Raw genomic sequence first — 21,499 nt, 5'->3', positions numbered from 1 at the left:
CTGCGTTACCTGTTGTCGGTTACTTGCCCGTCAGTGCCGACTCGCGATCGGCCTGCCCGCGCGGCGCGCGGCGCGATGCGGCGTCGCACCGCTGCCATGCAGGCGCGAGCACGCCGTGCAGGTGCGCAAGCGTCACGGGTTTCGTCAGCACGCGCCGCACGCCCGCCGCCATGCAGCGGCGCATGCCTTCGGGCGTCACGTGCGACGTGATGACCACCACGTCGCTCACGGCCCCCTGGTCGCGCGCGGCTTCGGCCAGCACGTGCGCGGGCAGGTCGTGAAGATCGGCGGCGATCAGCAGCACGTCCCAGCCGCCGCCGGCCAGCGATTCGAGCGCCGCGCGCCCGGACCCGACCTCCGCCACCCTGCAGCCGAGCGCGTGCAACTGCTCGCGGAAAATCGGCCCGTCGACGGCTTCGTCGTGCGCGACCAGCACACGCAATGCACCGGACGCGGGCTGCGGCGGCCATGCGTGCCCGGCGCGCTGCCGGCCACGCGTCGCGACGTGCGACGGTTCGCCGGCGGACGACACGGCGTCCGCACTTGCGCCGCCGCACGCCAGCGCGGCACGCAGGCCGCCGAGCGAATAGCTCGAGACGCGCACCGTGCCACCCGCGCGATGCGGTTCGAGCGGGCCGTCGCGCGTGGCGAGGATCAACGGCGCGCAGCCGTGCAGGCCGCCCAGCTCCGCATGCGACCAGGTGTCCGGATCGCCGAACAGCACGACCGGGCCGGCCAGATCGCCCGGCAGGCTCGACAGGCTGTCGTACACATCGACATCGAACCCCCATGCGTGCAGGTGCGGCAATGCGAACTCGCGCCACGCGCGATGCGCGGCAACGAGCGTCAGCGCGCCTGCCTGGGCGCCTGCGCCGTGCGGCCGGCCGAGCACCGCGACGCCTGCGCCGAGCGGCAGGTGCATCGTGAAGCAGCTGCCGACTCCCGGCTCGCTCGCCACGTCGATGCGGCCGCCCATCGCCGCGATGAGGCCATCGCACAGCGCGAGCCCGAGCCCCGTGCCGCCATAGCGGCGCGTGATCGACGTATCGACCTGCGAGAACGCCTTGAACAGCGCGCGGCGATGCTCGGCGGCAATGCCGATGCCGGTGTCCTCGATCGCGACCGACAGCGCCGGCGCGCCGTGCCCCTCGGCAACGACGGCCACGCGTACGGTCACGCGGCCTGCGCTCGTGAACTTGATCGCGTTGTTCAGCAGGTTGCCGAGCACCTGCGCGAACCGCGTCGGATCGCCGCGCATCCGCTGTGCATCGGACGCGCCGATTTCGCAGAACAGTTGCAGGCCCTTCGCCTTCGCGATCGGCGCAAACGCACTCAGCTCGCGCGCGACCGCCGCGATCACGTCGAACCCGATCGACTCGACCTGCATCGCGCCGGCCTCGATCTTCGACAGATCGAGAATGTCGTTGACGAGCGCGAGCAGGCTCGTCGCCGACGTGCGCAACGTGTCGACGCGGCCGTGCTGGACCGCGTCGAGCGCCGAGCGCTCGAGCAGCTCGAGGTTGCCGAGGATCACGTTCAGCGGCGTGCGGATCTCGTGGCTCGTTGCCGCGAGGAACGACGATTTCGCGGCATTGGCCGAATCGGCCGCGCGCACGGCCTCTTCGAGCTTCTGCATCAGCCGGTGCTTCGCGGTCGTGTCGGCAACCGCGGCGATCAGCACGTCCTCGCCCTGATAGCGTGCGCCGCACGCCGTGAATTCAAGATGCAGGTGCGCGGCCGCGCCGCTGCCGACCACGAGATCGTCGTGCAGCACGCGGCCCGCGCCGCCGTTCGCGACGTGCGCCTGCCACGCGGCGGCCATCTGGTTCGACAGCTCGCGATGATCGCCGCCGATCCGCGCGACCATTTCCCTGAGCGCGGGGCTCGCGAGCATGCAGCGCCCGTCGTCGCGCGCGATCAGCCCCAGCCCGATCGGCGCCATCTCGATCACGCTGCGGCACAGCGCCTCGCTGTCGACCACGCGCTGCGAGCGCGCGTAGAGCGGTGCGAATTCGCGCCGGTGAAAGCGCAACAGCAACACCCACATGACCGCGAGCGTCAGCAGCGTAGCCGCCATCAGCGTGCCGGCCGAATGCCCGACGCCAGACGCGATATCGGCCCACGACAGCGCGTAGGCGAAGGTCCAGCCCGTCGATTCGAGCTTGCCGTGAAACAGCAGGAAGCCGTCGCGGAACGCCGGCGAACCCGGGGTCGCGCCGCTGCGCCACGGAGCCAGTTGCAGCAGGCGCGCGGCGCGATCGGCGTCGCGCGCGGCGGGATCCATGGCAACGAGCCGCCCGTCGGCCGTCGTGATGTAGAACGCGCCGTCGGGCCGATAGTCGGCCAGCCACGACAGCAGGTAGTCGGGCGGATATTCGGTCACGAGCACCGCAAACGTTTTACCGTTGTCGTGTGCCTCGGCCGCGATCCGGATGCGCGGCTGCCCCGATACGGGATCGGTGAACGGTGCGAGCCAGCGCACGTGCGGGCGGGCGTCGACGATGCCCGGATATGCACGATCGAAATCGATACGCAGCGCATCGAGCACACGGGCGCGATCGTCGGGCGACACCAGCGCGGGATCGTCGCGGTTCCGGTTCGGCACCAGCCCGAACATGCCCGTGCGCGTGCTGTAGTGATAGCCCTCCAGCGTGCGCCCGCGATTGAGCGAACTCGCCGCGCAGATGCGCGACAGCAGCACCGACAGCGACAGGTAGCGGGCGACCTCGACGCGGTCGCCGGTTTGCCCCGGCACGCCGAGCACGAGCGACGGATGCGGCCGGATCGCGACGCGCTGGTCGTCGCTGAAGAACGCATCGACGAGCGGTTCGGGCGCGCTATCGGCCTCGCGCCAGATCAGCTGCGCATTCGCGACGCCGTTGCGGAACGAGGTCTCGCTCACCTGGATCTCGTTGAGCGTCTGCTCCAGGCCGTTCAGGTAGTTGCGCCGCTCTCCCTCGACATGGCCCGAGACGATCGCCGTCATCCCGAGACCGCAAGCGATCAGGACCAGGACGGTAACGACGATGCCGCCACCGAACACCGAAATGCTCAGGTAGCGGCGGAGGGCTTGAAGCGGGCTCTGCGACATGACACGCGACGAGGGTCGCGCCCTCGAACGATGCCGATTCGAAACGCGACGTCTTGCCGGAACTCACCCTGGAAAAGATGGAATGAATGCCGACGATGCCAAACGTGTGGGAGAGCGTCCACCCCGAATGAACCGTTTCGTACACGTCAAGTTCTATTGATTGAATATTTAGAACTTGACCTAGACTCGACGTGGAAAAAGGGCGCGCCAGGGCGCGTTCAGGCTGCGTGCACGGCACACCCGACGTGCAACCGGGAGGATGCGGAAACGGGAAAAAGGCGGGGGCGAGCCGTCGAGCGGCAACCCCCGCGGAGGCGCCGCTCAGGCGGCGAGGCACATCGTCGGCCGTCGGGCGACGGCCGGTCAGTTCTGGGTGAGCGGGTTGAGCGTCGTGCACAGGAACCCCGTGCAGTTCGCGGGCTTGAAATAGAACGATGCCATCACCGGCGTCGACACGCCGAGCGCGAGATCGCCCAGATACGCGGTGCTCTGCGCGCCGAATGTATCGGCCTGCTGGACGAAGCCGGCGCCGCTCGACTGGATCGCGGCCGACTGGTACGTGAAGGTCGACGATTGCGTCCGGTCCTTCACGTAGACCCACGAGATCGTGCTGCCGAATTCCATCCCGCCCTTCGCGCGATAGCCCTTCGCGCCTTCGCTGTTCGCCTGCGCGATGAAGTCGCCGACGGTCGTCGTCGGCACCAGTGCATCGTACGCATAGGTCGAGTTCGACGCGTTGTTCTTCATGTACACGTTCGCCTGCGACGACGGCACCGTCCCCACCTGCATCGGCCCCAGGAACCAGAAGCCCGACTGGCCCTGGCCGTTGGCCTGCGTGAGGAACGCGTTCGAATCGGCCGGCAGGGCGGCCGTCGTGTACGTGTAGGTGGCCGGCGAGCCGCCGTCCTTGCGATAGAGATAGCCGTACGCGTACGGCCCTTCGAAGCGATAGCCGCTCGCGCCTTGCGTGTTGGCCTGGTTGACGAAGCTCGTCATGTCGGACGGCGCCGCCTGCAACTGATAGGTGTACGTCGGCACGGTGCCGTCGTTCACGAAGATCGAGCGCGACCCGCCGCTGGTCGGGTCGTAGTAGTCATCGCCCAGATAGCGGTAACCCTTCGCGCCTTCGCTGTTGAGCAGCGTCAGGAAGCTCGCCTGGTCCGCCGCGGTCGGCTGCGCGTCGTAGCGCAGCGTCAGCGTGGCGCCGCCGGAACCGCCCGCGCCACCCGAACCGCCCGAACCGCCGCTTCCGGTACCGCCTGAGCCCGTGCCGCCGGCGCCGCCATTGTTGCTCGTGCCCGAGCCGCCGCCGGACGACGCGGGCGAAGCGCTGTCGTCGCCGCCGCAAGCAGTCAGCGCGAGACAGGTCAATGCGATCACGGCGACGGTTTTCATCGGGGTCCCCTCGAAACGAACAGGACGAACGAAGCCGGCGCGCGGATCATGCCGCACGCACGGACGCTTGCGAAGCGGAAACCGGCCTGCGGCGCACCGCCGGCCGGGAAACGTCAGTTGACCTGGAGCTGGCCGCCGCGGCCGAGGCCGCCCTTGACGTCCTGCGCCTTGTAGCTGCGCAGTGCGATGACCATCTTGTTGTACGCGTCGATGAACGCGACGACGGTCGCCTTGCCTTCCGGCGTCGTCGAGAAGCCCGCGAGCGCGCCGCCCACGCCGCCGCCGAAGCCGCCCAGCGCCGCGCCGTAGTTGGTCGCCGTCGAGCTGCCTTCCGACGCCGCGATCTGCACGGCCGAGCGCACGTCGAACAGCGTCAGCGTGACGACCGACGCCTTCGACTGCAGGTGCCCGGCCACCGCCGCCACCGCGCTGTTGCCGATCAGCCCGCCGATCATGCTGCCGATGCCGCCGATCGGCGAATCGTTGATGATGATCTGCGGTTCCATGTAGTAGTCGGCCGCGACACGCTGGCCCTTCTGCTGCTTCGAGCCCGCGCGATACTCGCCCGAGTTGCGCTGCAGTTCCGTGATGCGCGACAGGCGCGCGTCGCTCTTCTGGTTGCCGATCGAGGTGATCACGAAGCAGTTCGACTGCTGGACGGCCAGGCGCAGCAGCGGGTCGATCGACGTCATCTTGGTCGCGCTGCCGAACGGGCCCCACCAGTCGGCGTTACGGCCGTCGTCGACGGCGATCGTGCCGAGCGGCGACGCGCAGCGCTGCAGCCCCGAATCGGCGCCGGCGCTCGCGCCGCCCGCGGCCGCGCCCGTCACGCCGACGTTCTGGCCGCCGGGCGTCACCATGCCGCCGCAACCCGCCACGGACGCGCACAGCGCCGCGGCAAGCGCACCTTGAGTAAGACGTTGGGAAAAGATGGTCTTCATGTCGTTGTCGATCGATAGTGTCGTTGTTCGGCTTATGTGTTCGTGCGAACTTCGTAAGCCCCCCGGGCATGGCGCGATGGTGGTCTCCCCGCTGCCGCCCGTTGCTTCAGGTCCGGTCAGTAGTACCAGTACGTCTGATGCCAGACGCCGTAGTACTGATAGCCCGAGTACCAGTAGCCGTAATAGACGTCACGCCACTGCGTGCGCCATTTCCAGTCTTCTTCGTCTTCCTTCTTGGCCTTGCGGGCAAGGTCGAGCAGTTTCTTCGATTCCTTGTCGCCGCGCCCCGCTGCGATCGACAGCCACTTGTCCGCTTCGCGCGGATCGGAGCCCATTTCCTCGAGGCCGAACAGGTAGAAACTGCCGAGCGCCTTCTGCGCCTGCAGGTCGCCGCGCTCGGCCGCGTCGCGCATCCACTTGAGTGCCTGATAGCTGTCCTGACGCACGCCGTCGCCGCGGAAATAGCGCAGGCCGAGGTCGTAGGCAGCCTTCGGCTGGGCCTTCGCGGCCTGCTTCAGCGCGACGATCCGCGGATCTTCGCGGTCATCCGCATCGTCCTTCTTTTGGTAGGACACCTGATCTTTTGGACGATCGGAGCAACCTGTGTCGTCGCAGATCCGCACCGTGTTATTGGTCACGGAAGGATCCTGCGCGCACGCGGCCAGCAGCAGCATCAGCAGCCCCGGTGCGAGTAAACGGCGATACATTGGTACTTTCCTCAGGTTTTATTGGCGCCGCAATTCTTCGAGCCATCCCACCCCCGGGAGCACGCCCTATACCCGGTTGCGCGCGGCGCGGCGAATATAATCCGCCAGCACCGTCACGCACCCCAAGGCTCTCTCAGGTTCTCTCTTCGAATCGATCTGTCACTACCTAATACCGCCTATCGCAGCGCCGACTGCCGTCGGCAACGGTCTCCAAACATGACGCGACAAACAATAGTGACGTGGTGAGCAATAATAATGCAGAAAAATGGCATGTCAAGGTCATTCGCTTTTTCAAAGCTTGCATGGCGCGTCACTTTTGATATGCTGTTCCTCGCCAAAAACCCCTGGAGACCCCATCGAGATGTCCAACAGCGAGCAGGCCAACGTCGATCTCATCACCGCCACCAAGGTGCGCGACCTTCTGACCCGGAACGGCATTCCGCCACGCAGTCACAACACGACCATCGCGAACGTGCTGGGCCTCAGTTTCTCGGTCGTCACGCGCAAGATGAAAGGCCTGATCCCGTGGAACCTGTCGCAGTTGCAGGACATCGCGACGCACTTCGGCGTGCCGCCCGCGATCCTGCTCGACGACAAGGGCGCGCAGCCGGTCGCGGCCGAGATGATCGACGCGACGCTCGTGATCGAATCGCGCCGCTTCCGCTGCCGGGCTGCGATCTCGACCAAGGCCAGCAGCCAGATCGACACGGATTTCGTCGCGCTGCAGTGGCAGGGCGAATGGATCGTGACGGAGCGTCAGCACGCACGCGAGGGGCGCACGTATGCGGTCGACGTCATCGAGTTGCGCTCGAGCCAGCCCAACGTGTACGCGGCCCGGATCGCCGTGGTCGACGATTCGCAGGACGTCGCCGAAACGGTGTGTGAGTATTTCATCGAGAAAGGCGTGAACGCGATTCCGTATTTCGACGGCGCGACGTTCCGCAAGGCGCTGGAGGTCGAGGATTTCGACGGCTACATCCTCGACTGGATGCTCGGCGACCAGACGGCCGCCGAACTCGTGCGCGGCATCCGTTCGAGCGAGAACAGCGGTGCGCCGATCTTCCTGCTGACCGGCAAGATTTCGACCGGGGAAGCGAGCGAGGACGAGATCGCGCACATCGTGTCGCACTACAACGCGCGCTGCGAAGAAAAGCCGGTCCGCCTGCCGATCCTGTTCGCCGAAGTGGCGCGCGAACTGAAGATCGCGCTGCCGGCCACGGCCGCCGCAAACTGAGCCCCCCACAAAACCAATCAAGACACGACCGAGGGAATGACATGCGAGTTTCGACCATCTGGATCAAGCGCCTGCTGACGGCCTGCCTGCTCGGCATGGCGGCCGCGTCATGGGCCGCCTCGTCCTTTACGTTCACCGTCGACGGCAGGATCGACAGGACCAACCAGCCGGGCAGGAAGGTCTACGTGTTCTCCGAGCAGGCGCTGATGGCGCTGCCGCAGTACACGATCGTCACGTCGACGAGCTGGACGCCGAAGGCGACCTTCACCGGCCCGCGGCTGTCCGACGTGCTGAAGACCGTCGGCGCGCACGGCACGCAGATCGAGTTCCGCTGCATCGACGAGTACACGTTCACGATTCCCGTGGCGGACGCCGACCGGTACGGCGTGATCCTCGCGCGAACGATGAACGGCAAGGTGCTCGGCAACGACAACTACGGCCCGCTGTGGATCATGTATCCGCGCGACCAGTATCCCGACGACCTGAAGACGCCGCTCGGCGAAGCGAAGTTCGCGTGGCAGATCATCGGCCTGACCGTGAAGTGAGCCTGCACGCAAGATGAAACGCCGGCGCTGGAAGAACCGCAAGATCCTCCTGATCCTCGGGACGCTGTGGATCGCCGGATGCGCCGCGTGGGCGGTCCTGCTGTGGGACCTGCTTGCGACTTCGGTCAACGAGGGCGTGCTCGAAGGGCCGCGCGAAGGCGTGTTCTGGACGGCCGCGCAGTACCGGAACGTCTATACGCGGTTCGACCGGCAACTGATCCTCTACGCCACGGGCGAGGACGACGACTTCGACCACGTGCAGATGCAGCTCGACAGCCTGTCGGTATCGTTCGGATTCCTGCAGCGGCCGTCCGAAGTGTCGGAATACTGGCTGCGCATCCCGCGCGCGCGCAACGAGATCGAGGCGCTCGGCGAATTCATGGCGCGCCTGAAGCAGGAAGTGCCGCTGCTGCGCCAGACGCCGAAGAATGCGCAGAACGTGATCGACGACGTCAGCGCGTACTGGCCGAAGGTCAACGGCCTCGCGAACGACTTCCGTGCGATCGAGATGGCGCAGCGCGACTTCACGTTCCATCAGTTGAGGAACAAGCAGCGGGCGATCCTGATTCTCGGCGGCGTGCTCGGCGTCATGCTGTGCTCGCTGTTCCTGATGCTGTTCTATACGATGCGCACCCGCGACGACCTGCTCGAACGTCAGGATGCGGCGCTCGACGCGGAGCGCAAGGCGTCCGACCGGGCGTTCGAGATGATCGAGGCGAAGAACGCCTTCCTCGGGATGGTCAGCCACGAGCTGCGCACGCCGCTGCAGGCGATCTGCGGATCGATCGAGATCCTGCTCGCGCGCCCGCAGTCCGACGCGAACCTGAAGACGATCCGGCGGCTGCAGAATTCCGCGCTGTCGCTCGAGGCGCTCGTCAAGGACCTGACCGACTACATCAAGCTGCGCTCGACGAAACGCCTCGCCGAACTCGAAGCGGTCGGCATGGCGCCGCTGCTCGCCGAAGCAATCGAGCCGCTGCGCGAGAAGATGGCGGCCAAGCGGATCGCGATCGCGCAGTTCGTCGAGCCGCCCGATCTCGCGATCCGCACCGATCGCAAGCTGTTGCGGCAGGTGCTGTCGAACCTGATCGAGAACTCGGTCAAGTACACGCTCGGCGGATCGATCCACGCGTCGATCATGCTCGCCGACGCGCCGGCCGGCCAGCAGGTCAGGATCGCCGTGCGCGACACGGGCGCCGGCATCGCGAAGCAGCACCTGTCGAAGATCTTCGAGCCGTTCTACCGCGCGAACGACGCGGTCGGGCTGCACGTAGACGGAATCGGCATGGGGCTCGCGGTCGTGCGCGAGATCGTGACGACGCTGCGCGGGCATGTGGACGTGCGCAGCGTGGTCGGCGAGGGCAGCGAATTCATCGTGACGCTGCCCGTCGAAGTCCCCGGCATCGACACGGCCGGCCACGCGGCCGGTGAAGCGCCCGCGCTGCCGCACGCGCCCGCGCTCCGCGGCCGGCGCGCGCTGGTGGTGGACGACAACGACAACGCGCGCGAAACGATCGGCGCGATGCTGGCGGCGCTCGGCATCGAAGCCGACCTGTGCGGCACCGGCCAGGACGGCGTCGCGCGCTTCGGCACGGGCCGCTACGACATCGTGGTGCTCGACCTGGAACTGCCGGACCTGAGCGGCTTCGAAGTCGCACGGCGCATTCGCGCCGTCGCGCAACCCGACGACGACGGCCGCCATCCGGCGATCCTCGGCGTCAGCGCGTATGAATCGGCCGCGCTGCGCGAGGACAAGCACGTGTTCGACGCATTCCTGCCCAAACCCGTCCACCTGCGAGAACTCGGCGCGCTCGTCGAGAAGCTGCTCGGCTGAACCGGTGCGCCGCATGCCGCGCGAGCGGTTGGGCGCGCCTGCCTGCTCGCCTATTCGCCGATCAGGTGCAGCACGATGTCGCGCCGGTGCGCCGCGCGCCGATGCTCGAACAGGTAGATGCCCTGCCAGGTGCCAAGCACCATGCGCCCGCGTTCGACCGGGATCGACAACTGCACCTGCGTGAGCGCCGTGCGCAGGTGCGCGGGCATGTCGTCGGCGCCTTCGGTGTCGTGCTCGTAGCGTGTGTCGTCCTCGGGCGCGAGCGCCGCGAAGTAGCGTTCGAGATCGCGCCGCACCGACGGATCTGCGTTTTCCTGGATCAGCAGCGATGCCGACGTATGCCGGCAGAACACCGTGAGCAGGCCCGTGCGGATCGCCTGCTGATCGACGAACGCGCGCACTTGCGGCGTGAATTCGACGAGGCCGCTGCCGCGCGTGTCGACCGCGATGTGCGTGATGGCCTGTTGCATGACCGGCGGCGTCAGGCCAGCGCGGCGAAGCCGTCGGCTTCGATCTGCTTCGCGTCGGCGGGGCGCACGACGCGGGCGACCTCGACGCCGTCGCGCAGGAACACCAGCGTCGGCCATAGCTTCACGCGAAACGAGCGGCCGAGCGGGCGGCCCGGGCCGTCCTCGATCTTCAGGTGCCGCACGGCGGGATGCGCGGCGAACGACGCGACGATCGCGGGCTGCGCGGCCGCGCAGATCCCGCACCAGTTCGTGCCGAATTCGATCACGGTTGTACCGCCCAGTGCGTCGACTTCCGCGCGCGTCGGCGCATTGGCGGTGTAGCGTTGCTCGGTGTCCATCGGGCCCTCGTGTGCGGTGGCGGAACGTGGCACGCCCCGTGTGCATGGTGCGGCGGGCGCGGCCTGCGGTTTCCTACTGTAGCGGAAAAGCGTGCGTGACGCCGGCCGGTCCGGCGCCTGCCTGCGCGCGCCGTCCGGAATGACATGACAAGATTCGGAGCGCCGCGCCGCCGGGACACGGTCAGCATGCGACCTGATCCGTCAACGAGGGCCCCGATCATGAATGTGAATGCACCGCATTGCGTCGCCGAACCGAACATCCTCTATTTCGGCACGCCTGTCGTGCTGGTCAGCACGCTGAACGAGAACGGCACCGCCAACCTCGCGCCGATCTCGTCCGCGTTCTGGCTCGGCTGGCGCGGCGTGATCGGCATCGCGGCCAGTTCGCAGACCACCCGCAACCTGCTGCGCACCGGCGAATGCGTGCTGAACCTGCCGTCGTCGGCACAAGCGCACGCGGTCGACCGCATCGCGCGTACCACCGGCACCTGGCCGGTGCCCGACGGCAAGCGCGCGCGAGGATACGTGTTCGAACCCGACAAATTCGGCACGGCCGGGTTGACCGCGGCCGCGTCGCACACCGTCGCGCCGCCGCGCGCGCTCGAATGCCCGGTGCACATGGAGGCGATGGTCGCGGCCACGCACGGGATCGGCGAGGAAGCGGCCGACCTGCGCGGCCACATCCGCGTGTTCGAGTTGCGCATCCAGCGCGTACACGTCCACCCCGATCTGCTGATGGACGGCGATCCGGATCGTATCGATCCGGACAAGTGGTCGCCGCTGATCATGAGCTTCCAGAAGTTCTACGGCCTCGAACCGCGGCAGGTGCACGCGTCGCGGCTCGCCGAGATTCCCGAGCGCGCATATCGCAGCCCCGACATCGAGCGTTCGCGCGAGGCCGGCGCGCCGGTTGGCGCCGCACACTAGTCGAATGCGGCGGCCGGCGCGGCGGGGCCCCGGCCGTGCCGTGCCGAATTCGCCGGAACCCACCGGAACCACCGGAACCACCTCATCGTCGCATGCGCGTGGGCGCAGCGCTCGCACGGCGCACCGCCGGCCGCCGCGCGCGTACGGGTGCGCCGAAGCCGATCGGATAAGATACGGTCGGCCACGCACGGTGGCTCATGACCGAACCGACGGAGTGTTTTCAGTGATTCAACCGACCGCAGTATTCAAGGACAACCTCGCGCAATTGCCGGCCATCGATGGCATCGCACGCATCGATCTCGTCGGCGCGAACGGCGACGTGGTCGCGACCATCGAAAACCAGCCGGGCAAACAGGGCTCGCTCGCGGTGTACCACTACCTGAAGCAGGCATTCGGCACGCTCGACGCGCAAGCCGCCGAACACGGCCTCGCGGTGTTCGCCGAACACACGGCCGACGCGCGCAACCGCCCGGGCGCCCATCCGAACGTCGATCGCCTGCTGGCGATCGTCGCCGGCGGCGACGCGCTGCGAATCGACGTCGTCCCGAAGGGCTGAGCCGTTGCCGGCACGCACACGGCACCCCGCAATCCTCCCGTCCGGAGGCGTTGCCCCGGAGACTGCCCGCGTGTCCCGCCACATTGCGCTTTCGCCGGCCTGCCGTCTCGCGTCCGTCGCCGCGATCGCGGCCGTTGTCGGCGCCGCGTCCGGCGGGACGGCATCCGCCGCGACGCTGCACACCGCGTCCGATATCGCCGGTGCGTCGCTGGTGCCGCTCGGCGTGCTGCCGCACTCGCCGGAGCACGGCGCGCTCGACCCGTTTTGCACGCAATATCGCGCGAAGACCACCACGGCCGCCAGCCGCGAAGTCGAGAAACGCGGCTGGCTCGTGACGTCCGAGGCGCCGCTCGGCCGCTACACGGTCGTCACGTTTGCGAGCGGCTTCAGCGCCGGCACGAGCGCGATCTGTTTCACGCGCAACGGCAACCTCGGCGTGTTCGACGGCACGACGCTCGTCGCGCTCGGCTATACGGCACGCCATGCGGGCTGGCAACTCGGCTCGGCCGACCGGCTGGAAAACGGTGCGCTGCTGATCTGGGGCGGCGACGGGCCGGCGCCGCCCGCCGGCGAGTTGCACGCCACGCGTGACGGCCTGCGCCTGACCCGCGTCGCCGACACTCGCACCGACTGCCAGGGCCGTGCGGTCGTGCCCAACGTGTACGGCAAGCCGCTCGATGCGGCGCGCCGGATCCTGATCGCGCACGGCTGGCAGCCGCTGCGCCCGCGCGAGCCGCCGAACGCGACCGACGGCGCGGCGACGCTCGCGAAGCACGGCATCGTCGAAGCCGAAGCGTGCTCGGGCACCGGCATGGGCTATTGCGCACTGCGCTACCGGAGCGCGGCCGGCGTGCTCGGCGTGACGACGGCGGGCGGCGAGCCGGACAAGCCGTCGGCGAACACAGTGATCGACTATCAGGTCGCGTGTCGCAAGCCATGAGCCGGCTATCGCATGCGCAACCGTGCGCGTCCTCCGGCACGTGACGCCGATTTCGTTTCGGGACGCGCCATGTCGCCGAAAGCGGCACGCGGCGGCGGGCGATCCGCTTCGCCGGCATGCGCGGCCCTCGTCCCTGCGTCCGATTGACCGGCCTCACCCGCCCGCCTAAACTGACCACCCTTTACGTCCCCGCGACGAAAGGGCTGCCATGATCGATCTCTCCACGCTCGCGCTGTTCTCCGGTGCGTGTCTCGCGCTCACCGCCACGCCGGGCCCCGACATGCTGCTGATCGCATCCCGCAGCGTGAGCCAGGGCCGGCGCGCCGGCTTCGCGACGCTTGCGGGCATCCAGGCCGGCACCTACTGCCACGCGCTTGCCGCCGCGCTCGGGCTGTCGCAGCTGTTCGTCGCGGTGCCGCTCGCGTACGACGCCGTGCGCTTCGCGGGCGCCGCCTATCTGCTGTATCTCGCGTGGAAGACCTTCCGTTCGAACGCGACCGCGCTGTCGCCGGTCGCGTCGCCGCGCCGTCACTCGACCGCGACGATCTTCCGTCAGGGGCTCACGACCAACCTGCTGAACCCGAAGATGGCGCTGTTCGTGCTCGCGCTGTTCCCGCAGTTCGTGCGGCCCGAGCACGGTTCGATCGCCGTGCAGATCCTCGTGCTCGCGACGGTGCTCAACCTGATCGGGCTGGTCGTGAACGGCGCCGTGATTCTGTCCGCGAGCCGGCTGAGCCAGCGGATCGGCGCGCGCCGCCGCCCGTCGAAGCTGCCGCAGTATCTGCTCGGGTCGGTGTTCGTCGGGCTGGCGGCACGGCTCGCGGTGGCGGGGCGGCAGTAGTCCCGGCTTGCCCGGGTCAGGCCGGGCCCGGATCGACGCCTGCGGATAGGCTCGCAACGCACTGGCGCGTATCCGCCACCACATGCAACGCGTCGCTGTCGAGCAGGCTCGCCGGCGTAACCGTGCGGCGCCGCCACGGAATCCGGCCGAAATACCAGATCTTCCAGAAACCGAGCGGATGGCCGGGATTGCGGCGCAGCAGCGTGTCGAAGGTCTCGACGTCGCCGAGCGCGATCCGCGTGGCGTCGCGCACGACTTCGCGCACGAACCGCGAGCAGAACTGCCGGCTCGACGCGAGATTGAACCCCGTGTCGTAGACCACGCCGATCCGGCGCATCGCCGCGTCGACGAGTTCGCGCCGCTGCGCGGCGTCGAGCGGCTGCTTCAGGCGCGCGATCACGCACGCGCCGCGATCGGAGCGCGCGAGAAAGCGCGACATCGTCGTGACGCGCGACAGCGGAAACGTGCTCTCCGCGACGAGCACCTCGCCGCCGCGCTCGCCGACGACGATCCCGACGTGATTCGTCCACGAGCGCGTCGCGCTCGCCACTTCGAGAAACGGCCGCACGGTCACGCGGATGAACACGATGTCGCCGATCTGCGGCTCGACCGGCAACGGCATGTCGTGCGGTTCGGATGAGGCGACGGAGAAGCGACTCCGCCGGCCCGCGCCGGGCGAGCGGATCATGAGCGGCCGGCAACCGGAATCGACAACCATACGGACCTCGCGCAAGTGGATATGGCGCGAGGATGTCAGCAGCCGCCGCGCGCCGCATCCGCTTCTTGCGCGAGGGCGGATATCCGTGCCGGCGGGTGGCGAAATGCGATACCGGCGCAACGCGCGCGGTGCGATGCGGCGGCCCTCAGCGCGTCGCGCCCAGCGCCACGCGCAGCCGCTCCATCAGTTGCGTGTAATACCGCAGCACATCGTCCCTGGGCACGACATTCGCGGTCGCGAAACGATCGGACCAAGCAGGCTTCCATTCATACGTACCGTGCACGCTGCGATCGCCGTCGGGCGCCTGGATCAGCGAGCGGATCCGCGCGTCGCGGCCCGGGCCCGTATGCACGTCGAACAGTGCGTGGATGTACGTGTGATACGCGTCGTACACGTCGTCGTCGAACAGGTAACGGTAGATGTGGAACGTGCGGTCGAGCTCGCGCTTCGCCCGGATCGCGTCGTCGGGCGAAATGTCCTTCCAGTAGCCGATCCACGTGTAGAAGCACAGCAGCGCGTTGAGCTGCGGCGCGACCGCGTCGTACAGCGCCAGCCGCTTCTCGATCAGCCGCTGGTTGGTCCATTGCACGAGTTCGAGCCGCTTCAGCCGGCGTGCAACGAGCCAGCCGAGGCACGCGACCGACAACGGCGTCAGTACGCCCAGCACGAGCTTGACGATTTCCAGCGAATTCCACGGGTTGTTGATTGGCTGCATGAAGGGCCCGACAAGAAGGAACGCGTTCGCAACCATGCACGGCCCGGCGCCCCGCGCCGCCCGCCCGACCGTGCCGGCATTGACCGTTAGTTGCTTGCGCATCGAACGTCGCACGGCCACGCGGGCCGCCCGTTCGATGCGGCGTGATGCGTCAGTGTATCCGGCGATTGTCACCGCGCCGTGACCGTTCGTCGACGCGCCGTCGCCCGCCCGCACCGCGTCAAGTCGGCAGCGCCGACGTGAGCTTGACCTTCTGCATCGGGATGTCGGTCTTCACGCTGAGCACGCCGGGAATGCGCGTGAGGGTTTCCATCTGGAAGCGCCGGTAGTCGTCGATGTCGGCCGCGACGACGCGCAGCAGGAAATCGCAGTCGCCGGCCATCAGGTGGCACTCGACGACTTCCGGCATCTGCTGGACGGCCTCCGCGAAACGGTTCACCGATTCCGCGTCCTGCCCCTTCAGCCACACGCGCGTGAAGATGGTCAGCCCCTTGCCGACCTTCGCGGGATTCAGCACCGCCACGTATTTCTCGATCACGCCGGCCTCCTCGAGAAGCCGCACGCGCCGCAGGCACGGCGACGGCGACAGCCCGACCTCCTGCGCGAGCTCCACGTTCTGCATGCGGCCGTCGCGCTGCAGCGCGTTCAGGATCCGGCGATCGATGGCATCAAGTTTCATTTGGCATCCAATTCCAAAAAATTCACGTATTGCACGTTCAATGCCAAATTCTGTGAAAAATCTGGACACAACGCAACCCGATTCGAGTCAAAAAAGCAGACAATTCCTCCCCCGAAGGAGGAGTAATGAGCAGTAGCGTTTCAACGTCGTCCGGGCTTCGCGACAAGCCCGCCTATGTCGCCGAGATGGGTCGCGGATTGCGCGCGGCGCTGCCCGTCATGCTGGGTTTCGTGCCGTTCGCGCTCGTGCTGGGCGCGCAGGCCGCGCAAAAGGGGCTGAGCCTGTTCGAGGTGCCGATGATGACCGGCATGAACTTCGGCGGCGGTTCCGAATTCGCGGCGATCCATCTGTGGACGTCGCCGCCGCATGTCGCGCTGATCGTCGCGATGTCGTTCCTCGTCAATTCGCGCCACATCCTGATGGGCGCCGCCTTCGAGCCGTATATCCGGCGCCTGCCGCGCCGCCGCGCGTTGTTCGCGCTGTTCTTCATGTGCGACGAGAGCTGGGCGATGTCGCTCGCCGATGCGCGCGCGCGCTCGGCCACGCACATCAGCGTGCCCTACTACGCGGGCATCTGCGTGGGGCTCTACCTGACGTGGATCTCGATGACCACGCTCGGCGCGGCGGTCGGCCCGACGATCGGCGACGTCGAGCAATACGGCTTCGACATGGCGTTCACGGCCGTGTTTCTGGTACTGCTGCGCGGGATGTGGAAAGGGATGCGCGCGAGCCGCCCGTGGTTCGTGAGCCTCGTCGTCGCGGCCGCCACGCACCTCGCCGTGCCCGGCGCGTGGTACGTCGCGGCCGGGGCCTGCGCGGGGCTGATCGCCGCGCTGCTGTGGGAACCGCGCGATGCCTGAGCTTCCGGATTTCAGCACCGTCGCGACGATCGTGCTGATGGCGTCGACGACCTACCTGTCGCGCATCCTCGGCTACGTGCTGCTGCGCAACCGCACGCTGAGCCCGCGGATGGCCTCGGTGATGGAAAACGTGCCCGGCTGCGTGCTGATCTCGGTGATCGCGCCGGCCTTCGTGTCGACGCGCCCGGCCGACCTGCTCGCGCTGGCCGTCACGCTGATCGCGGCGACGCGCCTGTCGATCCTGCCGACCGTCATCGTCGGCGTCGCGTCGGCCGGCCTGCTGCGGCACCTGCTCGGCTGAACGGCTCCGACCCGCCGCATGCGCGGCGCGGCCACCGGCGAACGGGCGCGCGATGCGCCCGTTTTCACGTCCGCGCCGCCCGCGCGACACGACGACTCATGCGCGGGAGTGCTAGCCTTGTGGCTTGCGCGTGGCTGCACGCCCCGCGCATTGCCCATCCATCTCCGCGAGGATCGTCCCGATGCCAGAAACCCGCCCGCTGTTCGACTGTGTCCTGCTCACCAACGACGACGGATTCGACGCCCCCGGCCTCGATGTGCTCGAACAGGTCGCCGCGCAACTGGCGCGCGAAGTGTGGATCGTCGCACCGGCGGAAGACCAGAGCGGCACGTCGCATTCGCTGAGCCTGCACGCACCGCTGCGCGTACACCGCAAGGGCGAGCGCCGCTTCGCGGTGCGCGGCACGCCCGGCGATTGCGTCGCGATCGCGGTCAGCCACCTGATGAAGGACGCGCGGCCCGACGTCGTGCTGTCCGGCGTGAATCGCGGCGCGAACCTCGGCACCGAGACGGTGTTTTCCGGCACGGTCGGCGCCGCGATGACGAGCATGCTGGTCGGCGTGCCGGCCATCGCGCTGAGCCAGGCCTTCACCGATCGCCACGCGGTGCCGTGGGGCACGGCCCTCGCGCACGCGCCGGACGTCGTTCGCCGGCTCGCCGCCGCCGGCTGGGACAACGATGCGTGCCTCAACGTGAACTTCCCCGCCCGCCCCGCGCAGGACGTGCGCGGGCTGAAAGTGACGAACCAGGGCGCCGGCACGTTGCAGGGCGTCGAAATCGTGTCGGGCCGCGACCCGCGCGAGATCGACTATCACTGGCTGAAACTCGCCCGCGCGCCGCGCGAGGACGATCCCGATTCGGAAACGGTCGCGCTCGGCGAAGGGTATGTCACGGTCACGCCGCTGAAGTTCGAGCGCACGCACGACCATGCGCTCGCGCGGCTGCGGTCGAACCTCGGCTGAGCGCGACACCCGGCCTGCGAACGGGCACGGCCGTCGTCGCGCGCGGGGCGCCGGCGCGCGGCCGCCCGGGCGCGGCGCCGTACCGCCGCATCACGTCAGGTTCAATCCCCCGTCGAGCATCACGATCTCGCCCGTCACGTAATCGGACGCGACGAGCATCGCGACCGTCTGCGCGATGTCGTCCGGCGTCGCCGCGCGGCGCATCGGCGCGCGCTCGCGCCAGAGCCGTTGCGCATCCGTCCAGTCGGCGGTGAGCGGCGTATCGACCAGGCCCGGCGCGACCGCATTGACGCGAATCGCCGGCGCAAGCGTGCGCGCCAGCAGCCGCGTCGTGTGATTGAGCGCGGCCTTGGCCGCCGCGTACGGAATCGACGCGCCCTTCGGCCGCACGCCCGCGTGCGAGCTGACGTTCACGACACACCCGGCCCGCCCGCGCGACGCCGCCTCGAGCAGCGCGGGCTGCGCTTCGGCGACGAGCCGGAACGGCGCGATCACGTTGACCTCGTGCATCTCGCGCCACACCTCGGGCGTCGCAGCGGCAAGATCATCGTGCGGGATCACGCGGCTGATCCCCGCATTGTTGACGAGCACGTCGAGCCGCCCGTACACGGCGAGCGCGTCGCGGATCAGCCGCACGCGTTCGGCATCGTCGGCGAGATCGGCCTGCACGTAGGCCCCGCCGAGTTCGCGCGCCATCGCGCGGCCGGCTTCCGCCGAGCTGCGGGAATGCAGGATCACCGCATAGCCGTCGGCCGCGAGGCGTCGCGCAACGGCCGCGCCGATCCCCGACGTCGAGCCGGTGACGAGCGCAACAGGCCGGTGCAGGCGCGCCGCGCGCGGCTCGGCGACGGCTTCGGCTTCAGGTCCGGTTTCGGAAATCGGGGCATGCTTCGGCGGGAACGGCGCGTCCATGTCGGAAACCCTGTCGGTAGTGTTCCCGCATCATAAACGCGACGCCGGCCACGGCCGGGATCGCATCGCCCCGATCGAGGCGGCCGGCCGCACGCTGCGCGACGGCAGTGAAAAACCCGGCGTGCGACGATCGCCGCGACGGCCGGGCGCGGTGCCGGCATCTCGCGTCTCGACGACGCGAGACGTCACGGCTGCTTCGGCATGTCGACGTAATCCTCGAGTTCGCCGGCGACATAAAGCCGCTTGCCGAGCCTCGGGTATTCGCACACGTCGTGTTCGAGACGCTGGCCCATGACGATCAGTTCGAGCGGCGCGTCGCCGGTATTCTGCAACGTATGCGCTTCGCCGCCGCGCGGAAAGCCGAGGAAGTCGCCGGGCCCGACGTCGTACGTGCATTCGCCGATCGTGACCGCGCCGGTGCCGGACAGGACGTACACGCATTCTTCTTCGTACAGGTGCCGGTGATACTCGGCCGATTCGTGACCGGGCATCAGCGTGAGCAGATGGACGCCGAATTGCGTCAGGCCGGTCAGGTCGCCGAGCGGCCTTTTGAGGCGCACGGCATTGGGATTAAGCGAATGCACCGCGCGCGTCGGTTCCATCTTCGCGATATCGGCGGCTTTCAGCAGTTCCCGGGGGGGAGTAGGCGACATGGGGCTCTCGTCGGGTTGGTATCGATTGAACACGCAACCCGGCCCCGCAAGCGGGTTGCCGACGTCGCGCGACGCAGCGCGGGGCTGCGCACGAACATTGTCCGCCAATTCCGCTCGCGACGAGAGACGGCGCCGCGCGGCGACGCCGTCCCGCCCACCGCCGCTCAGCGCGCGTGCACGCCGTGCAGTTCCGTCAGCAACGCGACGAGCCGGTCGATGTGCGCCTCTTCCGTGCGCCACGACGACACGCTGATACGGAACGCCGGGCGGCCCTGCCACACCGTCGCGCCGAACCACACGTCGCCCGACGCCTGCGCGGCCTCGCGGATCGCGACGGTGGCGTCGTCGCTGCCGGCGCGCACGAGCACCTGGTTCAGCACGACACGATTCACGACGTCGTAGCCGGCCGCACGCAGGCCGTCCGCGACCCGCGTCGCCTGCGCGCAATGCCGCTCGACCATCGTGGCCACGCCGGCGCGGCCGAGCGAGCGCAGCGCCGCCCACACCGGAATGCCGCGCGCGCGCCGCGAGAACTCGAGGTTCAGGTTCTTCTGAGCGTCCCGCGCGCCGCTCAGGTAGACGGCGTCGCTGTTCATCGCGGTCGCGAGCGCGTCCGCGTCGCGGCAGATCACCATGGCGCCGTCGTAGGGCGTGTTGAGCCACTTGTGGCCGTCGGTCGTCCAGCTGTCCGCGCCGTCGATGCCGTCCGTCAACGCGCGCTTCGACGATGCGCGCGCCCACAGGCCGAACGCGCCATCGACGTGCACCCACGCGCCAGCCGCCTTCGCGCGGGGAATCAGGACCGCGAACGGATCGAACTCCCCGGTGTTGACCTCGCCGGCCTGCACGCAGAGGATCGTCATGTCGTCGAGCGCCGGCAACCGGGCCGGGTCGATGCGGCCGTGCGCGTCGACCGGCGCGACGACGAGGCGCTTCGTCCCGAAGCCGAGCACGCGCAGCGCCTTCTTCACCGTGATGTGCACCAGTTCCGAGATCACGACTTTCACTTCGGGCGCGCCGCTCAGGCCGTCCTCGTCGACTTCCCAGCCCTTGCGGGCGAGCAGCGCGCGGCGCGCGGCCACCAGCGCGACGAGCGTGCAGGCCGTCGCGCTCGTGCCGAAGCCGACCGCGCTGCCTTCGGGCAAGCCAAGCACATCGACGACCCAGCGCGCGGCCTGACGCTCGATCGTCGCGGCAACCGGCGAATTCGCGTACGACGACGCGCACTGGTCCCATGCGAGCATCAGCCGCTCCGCCGCCGCCGCGGCCGGCAACGCGGCCCCGATCACGAAGCCGAAGTAGTTCGGGCCGTTCGACGCAACGGTTGCGGGCGTGCCGCGCTCGTCGAGCAGGCGCAGCATCTCGTCGGCCGGGCGGCCCGCGTCGGGCAGCGGTTCGTCGAACGCGGCAAGGCCGGCCAGCGCCGCCTCGTCGGGAAACGCGCGCCGCTCGTGAGTCGCGGCGAGATACGCATGCGCGCGCCGGTCGGCGTCGGCCAGCAATGCCAGTTCATCCATGTCGGTTGCCTCGGGAGAATCAGAGTTGCGAGAGATCGCGGCCGAGCTGCTGCAGCGCGCTGTCGATCCGCTTGTAGTACGTGAACTTGCCGACGCGGGTCGCCTGCACGAGCCCGGCATCCGCGAGGATGCGCATGTGGCGCGTGGTCGTGGCCGGCGCGATGCAGAGCTTCTCGGTGATGTAGGTGCAGCACACGCCGAGCGCGTCGAAGTCGCCATGCGGCTGCGGCGGGAAATGCCGGCGCGGCTCCTTGAGCCAGCGCATCACGGCCAGACGGCTTTCGTTGGCCAGGGCGCTGATACGGGTGACGTCGTCCATGAGGTGCGGTTTCGTTTAACGTTTTGAATATTAGCTAAATGACGA

Annotated in this window: 23 protein-coding genes; 10 read left to right on the top strand and 13 right to left on the bottom strand. The window is 68.5% G+C overall.

All coding sequences use genetic code 11. From position 1 onward, the window contains the following. Positions 1–19: 19 nt before the first annotated feature. From GQ56_RS0103610 to GQ56_RS0103595, 4 genes are all read right to left on the bottom strand, one after another. Positions 20–3,091, bottom strand: coding sequence for a hybrid sensor histidine kinase/response regulator (locus GQ56_RS0103610; RefSeq protein WP_043301055.1), 3,072 nt, complete (start codon positions 3,089–3,091; stop codon positions 20–22). A 363-nt stretch (positions 3,092–3,454) separates the two neighbouring features. Further along, on the bottom strand, positions 3,455–4,486 hold the full coding sequence (locus tag GQ56_RS0103605; protein ID WP_031397346.1) for a hypothetical protein: 1,032 nt from the start codon (positions 4,484–4,486) through the stop codon (positions 3,455–3,457). Between the two features lie 113 nt (positions 4,487–4,599). After that, positions 4,600–5,427: a hypothetical protein gene (locus tag GQ56_RS0103600; protein ID WP_031397345.1), complete on the bottom strand. Its 828-nt coding sequence runs from the start codon at positions 5,425–5,427 to the stop codon at positions 4,600–4,602. Between the two features lie 116 nt (positions 5,428–5,543). Beyond that, positions 5,544–6,134 (bottom strand): tetratricopeptide repeat protein, encoded by a 591-nt coding sequence (locus GQ56_RS0103595; protein WP_031397344.1) that lies wholly within the window; start codon positions 6,132–6,134, stop codon positions 5,544–5,546. A gap of 361 nt (positions 6,135–6,495) precedes the next feature. Here GQ56_RS0103595 and GQ56_RS0103590 point away from each other — a divergent pair, with 361 nt between their 5' ends. From GQ56_RS0103590 to atsR, 3 genes are read left to right on the top strand one after another with little or no spacing between them, the layout of a single operon-like run. Beyond that, positions 6,496–7,368: a response regulator gene (locus GQ56_RS0103590; protein ID WP_031397343.1), complete on the top strand. Its 873-nt coding sequence runs from the start codon at positions 6,496–6,498 to the stop codon at positions 7,366–7,368. A gap of 41 nt (positions 7,369–7,409) precedes the next feature. Next, entirely contained in the window at positions 7,410–7,913 is a 504-nt protein-coding gene (locus GQ56_RS0103585) for a molybdopterin-dependent oxidoreductase (RefSeq protein WP_031397342.1), read from the top strand. Between the two features lie 13 nt (positions 7,914–7,926). Beyond that, positions 7,927–9,747 carry a hybrid sensor histidine kinase/response regulator AtsR gene (gene atsR / locus GQ56_RS0103580; protein WP_031397341.1) on the top strand — a complete coding sequence of 607 codons (1,821 nt, stop codon included), beginning with the start codon at positions 7,927–7,929 and terminating at the stop codon, positions 9,745–9,747. Positions 9,748–9,797: 50 nt separating this feature from the next. On the opposite strand, the gene GQ56_RS0103575 is transcribed toward atsR, so the two are convergent. Further along, positions 9,798–10,217, bottom strand: coding sequence for a secondary thiamine-phosphate synthase enzyme YjbQ (locus tag GQ56_RS0103575; RefSeq protein ID WP_031397340.1), 420 nt, complete (start codon positions 10,215–10,217; stop codon positions 9,798–9,800). A gap of 11 nt (positions 10,218–10,228) precedes the next feature. Then, complete coding sequence (locus tag GQ56_RS0103570; RefSeq protein WP_031397339.1) at positions 10,229–10,555, bottom strand: thioredoxin family protein; 327 nt, start codon at positions 10,553–10,555, stop codon at positions 10,229–10,231. Positions 10,556–10,780: 225 nt separating this feature from the next. On the opposite strand from GQ56_RS0103570, the gene GQ56_RS0103565 reads away from it, so the two are divergent. The 4 genes from GQ56_RS0103565 to GQ56_RS0103550 all read left to right on the top strand — a co-directional run bounded on the left by GQ56_RS0103565 (position 10,781) and on the right by GQ56_RS0103550 (position 13,819). Then, complete coding sequence (locus GQ56_RS0103565) at positions 10,781–11,482, top strand: flavin reductase family protein (protein ID WP_031397338.1); 702 nt, start codon at positions 10,781–10,783, stop codon at positions 11,480–11,482. Positions 11,483–11,705: 223 nt separating this feature from the next. Further along, positions 11,706–12,038: a DUF2322 family protein gene (locus tag GQ56_RS0103560; RefSeq protein WP_031397337.1), complete on the top strand. Its 333-nt coding sequence runs from the start codon at positions 11,706–11,708 to the stop codon at positions 12,036–12,038. A gap of 70 nt (positions 12,039–12,108) precedes the next feature. Next, a complete protein-coding gene (locus GQ56_RS0103555; RefSeq protein WP_052007133.1) occupies positions 12,109–12,978 on the top strand; it encodes a hypothetical protein in 870 nt (289 codons plus the stop codon). A gap of 208 nt (positions 12,979–13,186) precedes the next feature. Next, positions 13,187–13,819: a LysE family translocator gene (locus tag GQ56_RS0103550; RefSeq protein ID WP_031397335.1), complete on the top strand. Its 633-nt coding sequence runs from the start codon at positions 13,187–13,189 to the stop codon at positions 13,817–13,819. Positions 13,820–13,835: 16 nt separating this feature from the next. Here GQ56_RS0103550 and GQ56_RS0103545 read toward each other — a convergent pair whose 3' ends face one another. The 3 genes from GQ56_RS0103545 to GQ56_RS0103535 all read right to left on the bottom strand — a co-directional run bounded on the left by GQ56_RS0103545 (position 13,836) and on the right by GQ56_RS0103535 (position 15,931). Further along, positions 13,836–14,537, bottom strand: a complete 702-nt coding sequence (locus tag GQ56_RS0103545) for a YebB family permuted papain-like enzyme (RefSeq protein ID WP_043301053.1) — start codon at positions 14,535–14,537, stop codon at positions 13,836–13,838. Between the two features lie 145 nt (positions 14,538–14,682). Further along, the gene (locus tag GQ56_RS0103540) at positions 14,683–15,252 is read right to left on the bottom strand and encodes a hypothetical protein (RefSeq protein ID WP_031397333.1); all 570 of its coding nucleotides are present in this window, start codon (positions 15,250–15,252) and stop codon (positions 14,683–14,685) included. Between the two features lie 220 nt (positions 15,253–15,472). Continuing rightward, complete coding sequence (locus GQ56_RS0103535; RefSeq protein WP_031397332.1) at positions 15,473–15,931, bottom strand: Lrp/AsnC family transcriptional regulator; 459 nt, start codon at positions 15,929–15,931, stop codon at positions 15,473–15,475. A 125-nt stretch (positions 15,932–16,056) separates the two neighbouring features. On the opposite strand from GQ56_RS0103535, the gene GQ56_RS0103530 reads away from it, so the two are divergent. The 3 genes from GQ56_RS0103530 (at position 16,057) to surE (ending at position 18,053) form a co-directional block, all read left to right on the top strand. Beyond that, positions 16,057–16,791 (top strand): AzlC family ABC transporter permease, encoded by a 735-nt coding sequence (locus tag GQ56_RS0103530; protein ID WP_031397331.1) that lies wholly within the window; start codon positions 16,057–16,059, stop codon positions 16,789–16,791. Continuing rightward, on the top strand, positions 16,784–17,092 hold the full coding sequence (locus tag GQ56_RS0103525; RefSeq protein ID WP_031397330.1) for an AzlD family protein: 309 nt from the start codon (positions 16,784–16,786) through the stop codon (positions 17,090–17,092). Before GQ56_RS0103530 ends, GQ56_RS0103525 begins: the two co-directional genes overlap by 8 nt. Positions 17,093–17,273: 181 nt before the next feature. Further along, positions 17,274–18,053 carry a 5'/3'-nucleotidase SurE gene (gene surE, locus GQ56_RS0103520; protein ID WP_031397329.1) on the top strand — a complete coding sequence of 260 codons (780 nt, stop codon included), beginning with the start codon at positions 17,274–17,276 and terminating at the stop codon, positions 18,051–18,053. Positions 18,054–18,143: 90 nt separating this feature from the next. Here the strand turns inward: surE and GQ56_RS0103515 are convergent, their stop codons facing one another. The 4 genes from GQ56_RS0103515 to GQ56_RS0103500 all read right to left on the bottom strand — a co-directional run bounded on the left by GQ56_RS0103515 (position 18,144) and on the right by GQ56_RS0103500 (position 21,454). Continuing rightward, on the bottom strand, positions 18,144–18,965 hold the full coding sequence (locus GQ56_RS0103515; protein ID WP_031397328.1) for an SDR family NAD(P)-dependent oxidoreductase: 822 nt from the start codon (positions 18,963–18,965) through the stop codon (positions 18,144–18,146). A gap of 185 nt (positions 18,966–19,150) precedes the next feature. After that, positions 19,151–19,618, bottom strand: coding sequence for a cupin domain-containing protein (locus GQ56_RS0103510; RefSeq protein WP_031397327.1), 468 nt, complete (start codon positions 19,616–19,618; stop codon positions 19,151–19,153). A gap of 164 nt (positions 19,619–19,782) precedes the next feature. After that, a complete protein-coding gene (locus tag GQ56_RS0103505) occupies positions 19,783–21,135 on the bottom strand; it encodes a pyridoxal phosphate-dependent decarboxylase family protein (RefSeq protein WP_031397326.1) in 1,353 nt (450 codons plus the stop codon). A gap of 19 nt (positions 21,136–21,154) precedes the next feature. Beyond that, a complete protein-coding gene (locus GQ56_RS0103500; protein ID WP_031397325.1) occupies positions 21,155–21,454 on the bottom strand; it encodes an ArsR/SmtB family transcription factor in 300 nt (99 codons plus the stop codon). Between the last annotated feature and the right edge of the window lie 45 nt (positions 21,455–21,499).

It is taken from the genome of Burkholderia paludis, assembly GCF_000732615.1.
Taxonomy (GTDB): domain Bacteria; phylum Pseudomonadota; class Gammaproteobacteria; order Burkholderiales; family Burkholderiaceae; genus Burkholderia; species Burkholderia paludis.
The sequence above is the reverse complement of the archived record's forward strand: the minus strand, read 5'-3'. Positions and strand labels throughout refer to the sequence as shown.

What these genes read in the sequence shown, in the direction of transcription:
- GQ56_RS0103610 (WP_043301055.1), bottom strand. Translation starts at nt 3,091, where the DNA reads ATGTCGCAGAGCCCGCTTCAAGCCCTCCGCCGCTACCTGAGCATTTCG.
- GQ56_RS0103585 (WP_031397342.1), top strand. Translation starts at nt 7,410, where the DNA reads ATGCGAGTTTCGACCATCTGGATCAAGCGCCTGCTGACGGCCTGCCTG.
- surE (WP_031397329.1), top strand. Translation starts at nt 17,274, where the DNA reads ATGCCAGAAACCCGCCCGCTGTTCGACTGTGTCCTGCTCACCAACGAC.
- GQ56_RS0103515 (WP_031397328.1), bottom strand. Translation starts at nt 18,965, where the DNA reads ATGGACGCGCCGTTCCCGCCGAAGCATGCCCCGATTTCCGAAACCGGA.
- GQ56_RS0103535 (WP_031397332.1), bottom strand. Translation starts at nt 15,931, where the DNA reads ATGAAACTTGATGCCATCGATCGCCGGATCCTGAACGCGCTGCAGCGC.
- GQ56_RS0103525 (WP_031397330.1), top strand. Translation starts at nt 16,784, where the DNA reads ATGCCTGAGCTTCCGGATTTCAGCACCGTCGCGACGATCGTGCTGATG.
- GQ56_RS0103550 (WP_031397335.1), top strand. Translation starts at nt 13,187, where the DNA reads ATGATCGATCTCTCCACGCTCGCGCTGTTCTCCGGTGCGTGTCTCGCG.
- GQ56_RS0103600 (WP_031397345.1), bottom strand. Translation starts at nt 5,427, where the DNA reads ATGAAGACCATCTTTTCCCAACGTCTTACTCAAGGTGCGCTTGCCGCG.
- GQ56_RS0103540 (WP_031397333.1), bottom strand. Translation starts at nt 15,252, where the DNA reads ATGCAGCCAATCAACAACCCGTGGAATTCGCTGGAAATCGTCAAGCTC.
- GQ56_RS0103510 (WP_031397327.1), bottom strand. Translation starts at nt 19,618, where the DNA reads ATGTCGCCTACTCCCCCCCGGGAACTGCTGAAAGCCGCCGATATCGCG.
- GQ56_RS0103505 (WP_031397326.1), bottom strand. Translation starts at nt 21,135, where the DNA reads ATGGATGAACTGGCATTGCTGGCCGACGCCGACCGGCGCGCGCATGCG.
- atsR (WP_031397341.1), top strand. Translation starts at nt 7,927, where the DNA reads ATGAAACGCCGGCGCTGGAAGAACCGCAAGATCCTCCTGATCCTCGGG.
- GQ56_RS0103545 (WP_043301053.1), bottom strand. Translation starts at nt 14,537, where the DNA reads ATGGTTGTCGATTCCGGTTGCCGGCCGCTCATGATCCGCTCGCCCGGC.
- GQ56_RS0103575 (WP_031397340.1), bottom strand. Translation starts at nt 10,217, where the DNA reads ATGCAACAGGCCATCACGCACATCGCGGTCGACACGCGCGGCAGCGGC.
- GQ56_RS0103500 (WP_031397325.1), bottom strand. Translation starts at nt 21,454, where the DNA reads ATGGACGACGTCACCCGTATCAGCGCCCTGGCCAACGAAAGCCGTCTG.
- GQ56_RS0103570 (WP_031397339.1), bottom strand. Translation starts at nt 10,555, where the DNA reads ATGGACACCGAGCAACGCTACACCGCCAATGCGCCGACGCGCGCGGAA.
- GQ56_RS0103530 (WP_031397331.1), top strand. Translation starts at nt 16,057, where the DNA reads ATGAGCAGTAGCGTTTCAACGTCGTCCGGGCTTCGCGACAAGCCCGCC.
- GQ56_RS0103605 (WP_031397346.1), bottom strand. Translation starts at nt 4,486, where the DNA reads ATGAAAACCGTCGCCGTGATCGCATTGACCTGTCTCGCGCTGACTGCT.
- GQ56_RS0103590 (WP_031397343.1), top strand. Translation starts at nt 6,496, where the DNA reads ATGTCCAACAGCGAGCAGGCCAACGTCGATCTCATCACCGCCACCAAG.
- GQ56_RS0103595 (WP_031397344.1), bottom strand. Translation starts at nt 6,134, where the DNA reads ATGTATCGCCGTTTACTCGCACCGGGGCTGCTGATGCTGCTGCTGGCC.